Below are 12,779 nucleotides of genomic sequence, written 5' to 3'. Positions count from 1 at the left end.
GGCTCGCTCCCACAGTGGATCAGCGCCGTACATACCTTGTGTGTCCTGCGCAAAACCTTGTGGGAGCGAGCCTGCTCGCGAAAGCGGACTTTTTGTCACCACATATCCACATCCTGCCTGCTAAGGTTGGCAAGCCCGTCTTCGCAACGGATAATGCCCAGTTTTTCCACCCGCGCATCGATGCGCCCGCCGCGCTTGCGGTCGAAAGAGAAGACCATGAAAGACACCATTCGCCAGCTGATCCAGCAAGCCCTCACCCAACTCGTCAACGAAGGTGTGTTGCCTGAAGGCCTGACGCCGGCGATCCAGGTGGAGAACGCCCGCGACAAGACCCACGGCGACTTCGCCAGCAACATCGCCATGATGCTGGCCAAGCCAGCCGGCATGAAGCCGCGCGACCTGGCGGAGAAAATCATCGCCGCACTGCCCGCCGACGAGAACGTCACCAAGGCCGAAATCGCCGGCCCGGGCTTCATCAATTTTTTCCAGAACACCCAGGCCCTGGCCGCGCGTCTCGACGCCGCGCTGGCCGATGCCCATGTCGGCGTACGCAAGGCCGGCCCGGCGCAGCGCACCGTGGTCGACCTGTCGGCACCGAACCTGGCCAAAGAGATGCACGTCGGCCACTTGCGCTCGACCATCATCGGTGACGGTGTGGCTCGCGTACTCGAGTTCCTCGGTGACGAAGTGATCCGCCAGAACCACGTCGGCGACTGGGGCACTCAGTTCGGCATGCTGATGGCTTATTTGCAGGAAAACCCGATCACCAGCGACGAGCTGTCCGATCTGGAAAACTTCTACCGCGCGGCCAAGCAGCGTTTCGACGAATCCGAAGAATTCGCCGACCGCGCCCGTGGCCTGGTGGTCAAGCTGCAGGCCGGCGATGCCGAATGCCTGGCGCTGTGGACCCGGTTCAAGGACATCTCGCTGTCGCACTGCCAGAAGATCTACGAACTGCTCAACGTCAAACTGACCATGGCCGACGTCATGGGCGAAAGCGCCTACAACGACGACCTGATCAACGTGGTCAACGATCTCAAGGCTGCCGGCATGCTGGTCGAGAGCAACGGCGCCCAGTGTGTGTTCCTCGACGAGTTCAAGAACGCCGATGGCGACCCGCTGCCGGTGATCATCGTCAAGGCCGACGGCGGTTACCTGTACGCCACCACTGACCTCGCCGCCGTGCGCTACCGCAGCGGCAAGCTCAAGGCTGATCGCGCACTGTATTTCGTCGATCAGCGTCAGGCCCTGCACTTCCAGCAGGTCTTCGCCGTGGCGCGCAAGGCCGGTTTCGTCACCCATCCGATGGAAATGGAACACATGGGTTTCGGCACCATGAACGGCGCCGATGGCCGTCCTTTCAAGACCCGTGACGGCGGCACCGTGAAGCTGATCGATCTGCTCACCGAAGCCCAGGAACGCGCCTACAACCTGGTGAAAGAGAAGAACCCGACCCTGGCCGAAGACGAGTTGCGCAACATCGCCAAGGTCGTCGGCATCGGCGCAGTTAAATACGCCGACCTGTCCAAGCATCGCACCAGCGACTACAGCTTCAACTTCGACCTGATGCTCAACTTCGAAGGCAACACCGCGCCATACCTGCTGTACGCCTACACCCGCGTGGCCGGTGTGTTCCGCAAACTGGGCAAGGACTTCAGCGAAGTCGACGGCCAGATCGTCCTCGAAGCGGCGCACGAGCAGGAGCTGGCGGCGAAGCTGGCGCAGTTCGGCGAAGTGCTGAACAACGTCGCTGAAAAAGGCACGCCGCACATTCTCTGCACCTACCTGTACGACGTCGCCGGCCTGTTCTCCAGCTTCTACGAGAACTGCCCGATCCTCGCCGCCGACACCCCGGCGCAGATGCAGAGCCGTCTGCGTCTGGCCGCACTGACCGGTCGCACCCTCAAGCAAGGCCTGGAGCTGTTGGGTCTGGAAACTCTGGAGCGTATGTAAGTTGGCTGCCAAGAAAAACCTGCACCCAAACGCGGCGCCAGTCGCTATCAGGCCCCAGCGAAACAACCGATTCCGGGCTGGCTGTGGATGGCCATCGGCCTGACCGTCGGCGCGTTCATCGTGTTTCTGATGAAACTGGAACCGGGCAAGGGCAGCGACACGGTCAAGCGCGAGAAAGTCGAACAGCAGCAGAAAGCGTCGAAGATCGCCGAGGCCAACAAGACCCCGCCGAGCCCGACGCAACCGGTGAAGCCGAAGTACGACTTCTACACCTTGCTGCCGGAATCGGAAGTGATCGTGCCGCCGGACGCAGTACCTGAGAAGACCCTGCCGACGCCGCAAGTGCCGGCCATCCCGACCACGCCGGTGACCCCGGCCGAAGCGGCGAAGATCGACACCGCACGTGCGCAGGCAGCCCTGGCCGGGATTACGCCGCCGCCAGCGCCGCCAGTGAGCAAGGCCGCGCCAGTGACCAAGTTCTTCCTCCAGGCCGGTTCGTTCCGCAAGGAAACCGATGCTGACAAGGTGCGTGCGCAGATCATTCTGCTCGGGCAAGCCGTCGCGGTGGAGTCCGGTACGGTCAAGGATGAAACCTGGTACCGCGTCTTGGTCGGCCCGTTCAGCAACCGTGAACAACTGACAACGGCACAGAAACAACTGGCCGGTGCCGGCTTCAGCAACCTGTTGTTACAACAACGCCAGAGCCGCTAAGGCTCTCAGAGGTCAGCTGCAACTTGCAGGTGACCTTCAAACTTTGTGGCGAGGGGATTTATCCCCGTTTGGCTGCGGAGCAGCCCTGAAACCAGCCATTGCGGTGCAGTAGGCATACCGCAAATGATGGTTTCGCTACTGCTTCGCAGCCGAACGGGGATAAATCCCCTCGCCACCGTCATCACACACACCATTCGTCTCCCATCGTCCCTGCCGGTTGAAATCCCCTCCAGCACCCCCATATGAATGGGCATAAGGCATTTTCGCCCCGCTGCGTGGAGACTCTTCCCTTGACCACCATCGTTTCAGTCCGCCGCCACGGCAAAGTCGTCATGGGCGGCGACGGCCAGGTTTCTCTCGGCAACACCGTGATGAAAGGCAACGCCAAAAAGGTTCGTCGCCTGTACCACGGCCAGGTCATCGCCGGTTTTGCCGGTGCCACCGCCGACGCCTTCACCCTGTTCGAACGCTTCGAAGGCCAGCTCGAAAAACATCAGGGCCACCTGATCCGCGCCGCCGTCGAACTTGCCAAAGAATGGCGCACCGACCGCTCCCTGAGCCGTCTCGAAGCGATGCTCGCGGTTGCCAACAAGGATGCCTCGCTGATCATCACCGGCAACGGTGACGTGGTTGAACCCGAAGATGGCCTGATTGCCATGGGTTCCGGCGGCGCCTACGCGCAAGCCGCCGCCAGCGCCCTGCTGAAAAAGACTGACCTGTCGGCGCGCGAGATCGTCGAAACCGCCCTCGGCATCGCCGGCGACATCTGCGTATTCACCAACCACACCCAGACCATTGAGGAGCAGGATCTCGCTGAATAAGCCTGTTTCGGCCCGTGTGCCACGGCTTGTTTCTGCTTGAGGACCGTCAATTATTATGTCCATGACTCCCCGCGAAATCGTCCACGAACTCAACCGCCATATCATCGGCCAGGACGATGCCAAGCGCGCCGTCGCGATTGCCCTGCGCAACCGCTGGCGCCGCATGCAGCTGCCTGAAGAGCTGCGCGTTGAGGTGACCCCGAAGAACATCCTGATGATCGGCCCGACCGGTGTCGGTAAAACCGAGATCGCCCGTCGCCTGGCGAAACTGGCCAATGCGCCGTTCATCAAGGTCGAAGCGACCAAATTCACCGAAGTCGGTTATGTCGGTCGTGACGTCGAGTCGATCATCCGTGATCTGGCCGATGCTGCGATCAAGATGCTCCGCGAGCAGGAAATGACCCGCGTACGCCACCGCGCCGAAGACGCCGCCGAGGACCGCATCCTCGACGCGTTGCTGCCGCCGGCCCGCATGGGCTTCAGCAACGAAGAAGCGCCGAGCTCCGATTCCAATACCCGCCAGCTGTTCCGCAAGCGCCTGCGCGAAGGTCAGCTGGACGACAAGGAAATCGAGATCGAAGTCGCCGAAGTTTCCGGCATCGAAATCGCCACGCCGCCGGGCATGGAAGAGATGACCAACCAGCTGCAATCGCTGTTTGCCAACATGGGCAAGGGCAAGAAGAAGTCGCGCAAGCTCAAGGTCAAGGAAGCGCTGAAACTGGTGCGCGACGAAGAAGCCGGACGTCTGGTCAACGAAGAAGAGCTGAAAGCCAAGGCGCTGGAAGCGGTCGAGCAGCACGGCATCGTGTTCATCGACGAAATCGACAAAGTCGCCAAGCGCGGTAACGTCGGCGGCGCCGATGTGTCCCGTGAAGGCGTGCAGCGCGACCTGCTGCCGCTGATCGAAGGCTGCACCGTCAACACCAAGCTGGGCATGGTCAAGACTGACCACATCCTGTTCATCGCCTCCGGTGCGTTCCACCTGAGCAAGCCGAGCGATCTGGTGCCGGAGCTGCAAGGCCGTCTGCCGATCCGCGTCGAACTCAAGGCGCTGAGCCCGGAAGACTTCGAGCGCATCCTCAGCGAACCGCACGCCTCGCTCACCGAGCAATACTGCGCGCTGCTGAAAACCGAAGGTCTGAACATCCAGTTCCAGCCCGAGGGCATCAAGCGTCTGGCGGAGATCGCCTGGCAGGTCAACGAGAAAACCGAGAACATCGGCGCCCGTCGCCTGCACACCCTGCTTGAGCGTCTGCTCGAAGAGGTGTCGTTCAGCGCCGGCGACCTGGCCAGCGCCCACGATGACAAGGCGATTCTGATCGACGCCGACTACGTCAACAGCCACCTTGGCGAATTGGCGCAGAACGAAGATCTGTCCCGCTACATTCTGTAGAGCGGCAAGCTACAAGCTACAAGCGGCAAGCTGAGTTAAGCTTGCAGCTTGTAGCTTGCAGCTGAAGGCTGTTTTTCATGATTCCCACCGACATCAAACTGCACAAAGCCTCGAAAACCCTGACGCTCACTTACGCGTCCGGCGAGGAATACACTCTGCCCGCCGAGTTTCTGCGCGTGCACTCTCCCTCCGCCGAGGTCCAGGGCCACGGCAAACCGATCCTGCAATTCGGCAAGCTCAACGTGGGTCTGAGCAAGCTGGAACCGGCTGGCAACTATGCACTGAAACTGACCTTCGACGACGGTCACGACAGCGGCCTGTTCACCTGGGAATACCTCTACGAACTCGGCAAGCGCCAGAACGAACTCTGGGACGATTATCTTGCCGAGCTGCGCGCTGCCGGAAAATCCCGGGATCCGAACGAGTCGTTCGTCAAGCTGATGCTCTAGGCCGTGGCTCTTGCTCTTTAGAGGGCATTTTCTAACTTCATCTGTTTGAATGCTCCGCTCACGCAGCCCAGGATGGGCCGCTTGCGAAAAAAATTAAACTCGGGTAACCAATGGAGCTGGCAAGTTCCCTGCAGTGCTCTACGACTGTAAAGCAGCTATGCAGAATCAACGGTCACCCGAGCAGTAGTACCCGGCATTGGCTGTGGAAGCGACAGCGTGAAACCGGGTACTCGTCTCAGGACAATGGAGCGTCGTAGATGAGTGACAAGAATAACGATGACCTGAAGTACCAAGCCTCGGAAAACACTCTGGGGCTTAACCCCGTCGTCGGGCTGCGCGGAAAGGATCTGCTGGCCTCTGCTCGAATGGTGCTGAAACAGGCCATCAGACAACCGATTCACAGCGTCAGGCACGTGACCCATTTCGGCCTCGAGCTGAAGAACGTGCTGCTGGGCAAATCCGCGCTGCAACCGGCCGGTGATGACCGCCGCTTTGCCGACCCGGCGTGGAGCCAGAACCCGCTATACAAACGTTATCTGCAAACCTACCTGGCCTGGCGCAAGGAACTGCATGCCTGGATTGATGACAGCAGCCTGTCCCCCAAAGACATCGCTCGCGGCCATTTCGTCATCAACCTGATGACCGAAGCCATGGCGCCGACCAATACGGCGGCCAATCCGGCGGCGGTCAAACGCTTCTTCGAAACCGGCGGCAAAAGCCTGCTCGACGGCCTCTCGCATCTGGCCAAGGATCTGGTGCACAACGGCGGCATGCCGAGCCAGGTCAACATGGGTGCGTTCGAGGTCGGCAAAAGCCTCGGCGTCACCGAGGGCGCGGTGGTGTTCCGCAACGACGTGCTGGAGCTGATCCAGTACCGGCCGATCACCGAGCAAGTCCACGAACGCCCGCTGCTGGTGGTGCCGCCGCAGATCAACAAGTTCTACGTTTTCGACTTGAGCCCGGACAAGAGCCTGGCGCGCTTCTGCCTGCGCAACAATGTGCCGACCTTCATCATCAGCTGGCGTAACCCGACCAAGGCCCAGCGCGAATGGGGTCTGTCGACCTACATCGAAGCGCTGAAGGAAGCGGTCGACGTGGTCACCGCGATCACCGGCAGCAAAGACGTGAACATGCTCGGCGCCTGCTCCGGCGGCATCACCTGCACCGCCCTGCTCGGCCACTACGCCGCGCTCGGCGAGAACAAGGTCAATGCCCTCACCCTGCTGGTCAGCGTGCTCGACACCACCCTGGACAGCGACGTCGCCCTGTTCGTCGATGAGCAGACCCTCGAGACCGCCAAGCGCCACTCCTATCAGGCCGGAGTGCTGGAAGGCAAAGACATGGCCAAGGTCTTCGCCTGGATGCGCCCCAACGATCTGATCTGGAATTACTGGGTCAACAACTACCTGCTCGGCAACGAGCCACCGGTGTTCGACATCCTGTTCTGGAACAACGACACCACCCGCCTGCCCGCTGCGTTCCACGGTGACCTGATCGAGATGTTCAAAAACAATCCACTGATCCGTCCCAATGCACTGGAAGTGTGCGGCACGCCGATCGACCTCAAGCAGGTCACCGCCGACATCTTCTCGCTGGCCGGCACCAACGACCACATCACCCCGTGGAAGTCCTGCTACAAGTCGGCGCAGCTGTTCGGCGGCAAAGTCGAATTCGTGCTGTCGAGCAGCGGCCATATCCAGAGCATTCTCAACCCGCCGGGCAATCCGAAGTCGCGCTACATGACCGGCGAAGAGATGGCCGCCACTGCCGATGACTGGCAGGAAAACTCGACCAAGCACACCGATTCCTGGTGGCTGTACTGGCAGGCATGGCTGGCCGAGCGCTCGGGCAACCTGAAAAAGGCCCCGACAAAACTGGGCAACAAAGCGTACCCGGCGGGCGAGGCTTCGCCGGGCACTTACGTACATGAGAGATAGCGGCAAGTTTCAAGCTGCGAGCGACAAGCTGAGGGGTTCTGCTTGAAGCTTGCGGCTTGCAGCTGCTCCCAACTGACCCGAAGGGTTTGACCCATGCCGCAACCGTTCATATTCCGCACCGTCGATCTGGATGGCCAGACCCTCCGCACGGCGGTGCGTCCCGGCAAGCCTCATTTGACGCCTCTGCTGATCTTCAACGGCATCGGCGCCAACCTGGAGCTGGTGTTTCCGTTTGTCGCAGCGCTCGACCCGGATCTGGAAGTGATCGCCTTCGACGTGCCCGGTGTCGGCGGCTCGTCGACGCCGAACCGGCCGTATCGCTTCCCCGGTCTGGCCAAACTGACGGCGCGGATGCTCGATTATCTCGACTACGGTCAGGTCAATGTGATCGGTGTGTCGTGGGGCGGTGCCCTTGCGCAGCAGTTCGCCTACGACTACCCCGAGCGCTGCAAGAAACTGGTACTGGCGGCCACTGCGGCCGGTGCGGTAATGGTCCCGGGCAAGCCGAAAGTGCTGTGGATGATGGCCAGCCCGCGCCGCTACATTCAGCCATCCCATGTGATTCGCATCGCGCCGATGATCTACGGCGGCTCGTTCCGCCGCGACCCGACGCTGGCGGCCAGCCATGCGGCGAAAGTGCGCTCGGCGGGCAAGCTCGGTTACTACTGGCAGCTGTTCGCCGGCCTCGGCTGGACCAGCATCCACTGGCTGCACAAGATCCATCAGCCGACGCTGGTGCTGGCCGGCGATGACGACCCACTGATTCCGCTGATCAACATGCGCATGCTCGCCTGGCGCATTCCCAACGCGCAGCTGCACATCATCGATGACGGCCATCTGTTCCTGATTACCCGCGCCGAAGCGGTGGCGCCGATCATCATGAAGTTTCTCGAAGAGGAGCGTCTGCGCGCAGTCATGCATCCGCATCCGGCGCCGCTGGGCGGCTGATCGCGGCGGCCTGCTTTATGCAGCACTTTTCAAATCAAGCGCGCGGCAGGACGCCGCGCAGGCAGCAACCGGTAACAGCGTCTATGGTGTTCTGGTTCGGTGAGTGAGTTTTTGCCCTGAAGACGAAGGAGTGTTGAGTCATGCGCGAAAAACCAGCGACGGGCGTGGTGCCCAGCCCCGCCGTGTTTATCAACGCCCAGAGTGCGATCGCCGGTCTGCGTGGCAGGGACCTGCTGTCGACACTGCGCAGCGTCGCCGCCCACGGCTTGCGCAATCCTTTGCACAGCGCCAGGCACGCGCTGAAGCTTGGCGGGCAGTTGGGCCGCGTACTGCTCGGCGAAACCCTGCACCCGACCAATCCGCAAGACAGCCGCTTCGCCGATCCGGCGTGGAGCCTCAACCCGTTCTACCGGCGCAGCCTGCAGGCGTATCTGGCCTGGCAGAAACAGGTCAAGAGCTGGCTCGATGAGGGCGACATGAGCCCTGAAGATCGCGCCCGTGCGCACTTCGCTTTCACTTTGCTCAATGACGCCGTAGCGCCATCCAATACCCTGCTCAATCCGCTGGCGGTCAAGGAGCTGTTCAATTCCGGCGGGCAGAGTCTGGTGCGTGGCCTGAGCCATCTTTTCGATGATCTTTTGCACAACGACGGCCTGCCACGGCAAGTGACCAAACAAGCATTCGAGGTTGGCAAAACCGTGGCGACCACCAGCGGATCGGTGGTGTTTCGCAATGAAATGTTCGAGTTGATCCAGTACAAGTCGATGAGCGAAAAGCAGTACGCCAAGCCGCTGCTGGTGGTGCCGCCGCAAATCAACAAGTACTACATCTTCGATCTGAGCCCGCAGAACAGCTTCGTCCAGTACGCCCTGAAAAACAGCCTGCAGACGTTCATGATCAGTTGGCGCAATCCTGATGTGCGCCATCGCGAGTGGGGCCTGTCGAGTTACGTCGAAGCGGTCGAAGAAGCGATGAACATCTGCCGGGCGATTACCGGTGCGCGGGAAGTCAACCTGATGGGCGCCTGCGCCGGCGGCCTGACCATCGCCGCCCTGCAAGGCCATCTGCAGGCCAAACGGCAACTGCGCCGGGTCGCCAGCGCGACGTACCTGGTCAGCCTGCTCGACAGCCAGATCGAGACCCCGGCCACGCTGTTCGCCGATGAACAAACACTGGAAGCGGCCAAGCGACGCTCGTACCAGCGAGGCGTGCTCGACGGTCGCGACATGGCCAAGGTCTTCGCCTGGATGCGCCCCAACGATTTGATCTGGAGCTATTTCGTCAACAACTACCTGCTGGGCAAGGAGCCGCCAGCTTTCGACATCCTCTACTGGAACAACGACAACACACGCCTGCCGGCGGCGCTGCACGGCGATCTGCTGGACTTCTTCAAGCACAACCCGCTGATCCACGCGGGCGGCCTCGAGGTGTGCGGCACGCCGATCGACCTGCAGAAGGTCAACGTCGACAGCTTCAGCGTCGCCGGCATGAACGACCACATCACGCCATGGGACGCGGTGTATCGCTCGACCCTGCTGCTCGGTGGCGAGCGACGCTTCGTGCTGTCCAACAGCGGCCACGTGCAGAGCATCCTCAACCCGCCGAGCAACTCGAAAGCTGCCTACGTCGAGAACGCCAAACTGAGCAGCGACCCGCGTGCCTGGTACTACGATGCCAAACACGTCGACGGCAGCTGGTGGCCACAGTGGCTGGAATGGGTCGCGCAGCGCTCCGGCGCCCTGAATGAGACTCGCACCACCCTCGGCAGTCCGAACTATCCACCGATGGAAGCGGCACCCGGCACCTATGTGCATGTGCGTTGACGCTCAACCGAATTTTTCTAAGAAGACTGGATGAAAACCCGCGACCGGATTCTCGAATGTGCGCTGCAACTGTTCAACGAAAAGGGCGAGCCGAACGTATCCACCATGGAGGTGGCCAACGAAATGGGGATCAGCCCCGGCAATCTCTACTACCACTTTCACGGCAAGGAACCGCTGATTCTCGGTCTGTTCGAACGCTTCCAGCATGAACTCGCGCCCCTGCTCGACCCGCCGCCGGACGTGGAGCTGGCGCCGGAGGATTACTGGTTGTTCTTGCATTTGATCGTCGAGCGGCTGGCGCAATACCGGTTCCTGTTCCAGGACCTGTCGAACCTCGCCGGGCGCCTGCCGAAACTGGCCAAGGGGATTCGCAATCTGCTCAACGCGCTGAAGCGCACGCTGGCGTCGTTGTTGGCGCGGTTGAAGGCTTCGGGGCAACTGGTCAGCGATACCCAGGCATTGGGGCAACTGGTAGAGCAGGTGACCATGACGTTGCTGTTCTCGCTGGACTACCAGCGGATTCTTGATCGGGAGGGGGAAGTGAGACTGGTGGTTTATCAGATCATGATGCTGGTGGCGCCGCATTTGCTGCCGCCAGTGAAGGTGGCGACAGAGCGGATGGCGCTGCAATACCTTGAGGATCATGACTGACCCGAGCGCTGCGCCTACTCACAATTCAATGTGGGAGCGAGCCTGCTCGCGAATGCAAACTTTCAGCTGATTCCTGTGTAACTGATCCACCGCTTTCGCGTGCAGGCTCGCTCCCACAGGGACTTGCAGTGATCGAGATAATCTCCACAAACAAAAACGCCCGACCTTCACAGGCCGGGCGTTTTTGATTTGCCCTGCAATCAGGACTGACTGGATGGGGTCGACGGTGTCGATGCTGCAGTCGGGGTGGCTGCCGCAGTCGGTGCCGCAGCGGAGTTTGCCGCGCTGGCCGGGGCTGTTGGAGCAGTCGATGGCGTAGCGGCCGGTTTTGGCGCAGCCGCTTTCGGCGCGGCCGGTTTTTTCACAGCAGGCTTTTTCGCCGCAACCGGTTTGGCCGCAGGCTTCGCAGCAGGTTTGGCGGCAGCGGTCTTCGCTGCTGGTTTCGCTGCAGTTTTAGCCGCAGGTTTTGCTGCTGCTTTGGCTGCCGGTTTCGCAGCGGCTTTGGCGGCAACCGGTTTGGCGGCAGCTTTGGTCGCAGGCTTGGCGGCCGCAGTTTTGGTCGCAGCTTTCGCAGCAGGTTTTGCTGCCGCTTTGGCCAGTGGCTTGGCTGCGGTTTTCGCCGCAGGTTTGGCCGCTGCAGTTTTACTGGCAGGTTTCGCCGCAGCGGTTTTCGCCGCCACAGGCTGAGCTTTCAGACCGGTGAGTTTCTCGATCTGTCTGGTCAGCGTATCGACCTTGGCGTTGAGTGCCTTGACCTCATTGCGGCTCGGTACACCCAGGCGCGAAATCGCGCTGTTCAGACGCTTGTCGAATGCGCCTTCCAGCTCGTCCCACTTGCCCATGGCGCGGTCCTTCACGCCGCTGATGCGCGACTTGGCCGAGGAGGTCGAGTCCTCGACTTTCTTGCCGACAGCAGTCTTGGTGAGCTTCTCGGCTTTCTCGCCGTCTTTGACCAATGCATCGAAGAGTTTGCTGCCGTCAGTGTCGATCTTCGAGTACACGCCTAAACCAGCCAGCCAGATTTTGCGGGAGTAGGACTCGACCTTCCCGACCCACGAGCTGCTTTCTTTATCGGTGTTCTTTTTGCCAGCCATCCCGTTCTCCTTAAGATTTTCGCGCGACGCGTTCGAGCAATGCCGTCAGCTCATCGAGCTTAGCAGAGAGTGCCTCAACGTCATGTTTAGACGGAATGCCGATTCGATTCAAGGCGCTGGCCACACGGTTGTCGAAGGCCTTCTCGACCTTGTCGAGCTGAACTTCAACGCGGCCCTTGAACGAGCTGACCTGAGTGGCCGCGTCATCGATCTCGGCGTTGGCTGCTAGGAGTTTTTCGGTGACGGCTTTTTTGCCTTTCTTTTCAACAGTTTGACCGGCGGCGACGAGCTCTTGAAAGTACTCGCTGCCCTCCTGCCCGACCTTGGTATAGGCGCCCAGGCCTGCCAGCCAGATCTTGCGGGCATAGGATTTGACGTCGCTCAGAGTGGAAGTCGGAGCGTCGATTTTTTCTTCAAAATGACTTTGGCCATGGTGCACCTCACGCGCAGAAGGTTTGAGGAACTGCCGGACGAGTGTCGGGCTCAGGCACAAAGTAGGCAGAAAAATTAGAAAGGGCACCCTAACCAGCGGGAGCATCATTAAACAAATGTGGGAGCGAGCCTGCTCGCGAAAGCGGTTTGTCAGTCACGAATAATTTGACTGAAAGACCGCCTTCGCGAGCAGGCTCGCTCCCACAGGGGATTGGATTTCAACCTTAATCAGGCCAGGGCTTTATCCAACGCCTTCTCGATCTCGGCTTTGATCATGCCGCTCATGGCCGACATCATCAGGCCCAGTTCGACGTCGACCCGGATCGAATCGTCCGCCACATGCACTTCGCCTTTTACGCCCGAACGCTTGAGGTTCAAGGTATCGCCCGACCACTGCGGCTCAAGGCCGTATTGTTCGTTGAGCTTTTTGGCCAATTTGTCGGCCTTCTCGCGGGCGGCTTCCTTGCCCAGGCTGTGGGCGCGCTCAACACTGATTTTGGCCATGAAATGACTCCTGATGATTGAATGGCTATCGTTGAATCTTGACCGCATCTGCGGCAAATCGTC

Annotated in this window: 11 protein-coding genes and 2 pseudogenes; 9 read left to right on the top strand and 4 right to left on the bottom strand. The window is 60.6% G+C overall.

Translation table 11 applies throughout. The features are described 5' to 3' along the window. Positions 1–95 precede the first annotated feature (95 nt). A complete protein-coding gene (locus tag ACZZZ4_RS10870) occupies positions 96–218 on the bottom strand; it encodes a hypothetical protein (protein ID WP_016772057.1) in 123 nt (40 codons plus the stop codon). On the opposite strand from ACZZZ4_RS10870, the gene argS reads away from it, so the two are divergent. The 9 genes and pseudogenes from argS to ACZZZ4_RS10825 all read left to right on the top strand — a co-directional run bounded on the left by argS (position 217) and on the right by ACZZZ4_RS10825 (position 10,686). Continuing rightward, on the top strand, positions 217–1,953 hold the full coding sequence (gene argS, locus ACZZZ4_RS10865) for an arginine--tRNA ligase (RefSeq protein ID WP_415763868.1): 1,737 nt from the start codon (positions 217–219) through the stop codon (positions 1,951–1,953). The two genes, ACZZZ4_RS10870 and argS, sit on opposite strands and share 2 nt — an antisense overlap. 12 nt (positions 1,954–1,965) lie before the next feature. Beyond that, positions 1,966–2,664: pseudogene (locus ACZZZ4_RS10860) on the top strand (SPOR domain-containing protein); the annotation flags it as partial. A gap of 290 nt (positions 2,665–2,954) precedes the next feature. Next, positions 2,955–3,485 (top strand): ATP-dependent protease subunit HslV, encoded by a 531-nt coding sequence (gene hslV, locus ACZZZ4_RS10855; RefSeq protein ID WP_007968352.1) that lies wholly within the window; start codon positions 2,955–2,957, stop codon positions 3,483–3,485. A 55-nt stretch (positions 3,486–3,540) separates the two neighbouring features. After that, entirely contained in the window at positions 3,541–4,878 is a 1,338-nt protein-coding gene (gene hslU / locus ACZZZ4_RS10850; RefSeq protein WP_016772060.1) for an ATP-dependent protease ATPase subunit HslU, read from the top strand. Positions 4,879–4,955: 77 nt separating this feature from the next. Next, complete coding sequence (locus ACZZZ4_RS10845; RefSeq protein WP_016772061.1) at positions 4,956–5,327, top strand: gamma-butyrobetaine hydroxylase family protein; 372 nt, start codon at positions 4,956–4,958, stop codon at positions 5,325–5,327. Positions 5,328–5,584: 257 nt separating this feature from the next. Then, positions 5,585–7,264: a class II poly(R)-hydroxyalkanoic acid synthase gene (gene phaC / locus ACZZZ4_RS10840; RefSeq protein ID WP_101156650.1), complete on the top strand. Its 1,680-nt coding sequence runs from the start codon at positions 5,585–5,587 to the stop codon at positions 7,262–7,264. A 93-nt stretch (positions 7,265–7,357) separates the two neighbouring features. Further along, positions 7,358–8,212: a poly(3-hydroxyalkanoate) depolymerase gene (gene phaZ / locus ACZZZ4_RS10835; protein ID WP_463547791.1), complete on the top strand. Its 855-nt coding sequence runs from the start codon at positions 7,358–7,360 to the stop codon at positions 8,210–8,212. A 140-nt stretch (positions 8,213–8,352) separates the two neighbouring features. Further along, positions 8,353–10,035: a class II poly(R)-hydroxyalkanoic acid synthase gene (gene phaC / locus ACZZZ4_RS10830; protein ID WP_463547790.1), complete on the top strand. Its 1,683-nt coding sequence runs from the start codon at positions 8,353–8,355 to the stop codon at positions 10,033–10,035. Positions 10,036–10,065: 30 nt separating this feature from the next. Then, positions 10,066–10,686, top strand: a complete 621-nt coding sequence (locus ACZZZ4_RS10825; RefSeq protein ID WP_024011259.1) for a TetR/AcrR family transcriptional regulator — start codon at positions 10,066–10,068, stop codon at positions 10,684–10,686. Positions 10,687–10,886: 200 nt separating this feature from the next. Here the strand turns inward: ACZZZ4_RS10825 and ACZZZ4_RS10820 are convergent, their stop codons facing one another. The 3 genes and pseudogenes from ACZZZ4_RS10820 to ACZZZ4_RS10810 all read right to left on the bottom strand — a co-directional run bounded on the left by ACZZZ4_RS10820 (position 10,887) and on the right by ACZZZ4_RS10810 (position 12,716). Next, positions 10,887–11,780, bottom strand: coding sequence for a phasin family protein (locus tag ACZZZ4_RS10820; protein ID WP_463547789.1), 894 nt, complete (start codon positions 11,778–11,780; stop codon positions 10,887–10,889). A gap of 10 nt (positions 11,781–11,790) precedes the next feature. Next, positions 11,791–12,212, bottom strand: a pseudogene (locus tag ACZZZ4_RS10815) (phasin family protein). Positions 12,213–12,440: 228 nt separating this feature from the next. Then, entirely contained in the window at positions 12,441–12,716 is a 276-nt protein-coding gene (locus ACZZZ4_RS10810; RefSeq protein ID WP_129998272.1) for a polyhydroxyalkanoic acid system family protein, read from the bottom strand. Positions 12,717–12,779: the final 63 nt, after the last annotated feature.

Source organism: Pseudomonas sp. AC252 (genome assembly GCF_979258105.1).
This window is presented reverse-complemented; position numbering and strand designations above follow the sequence as displayed.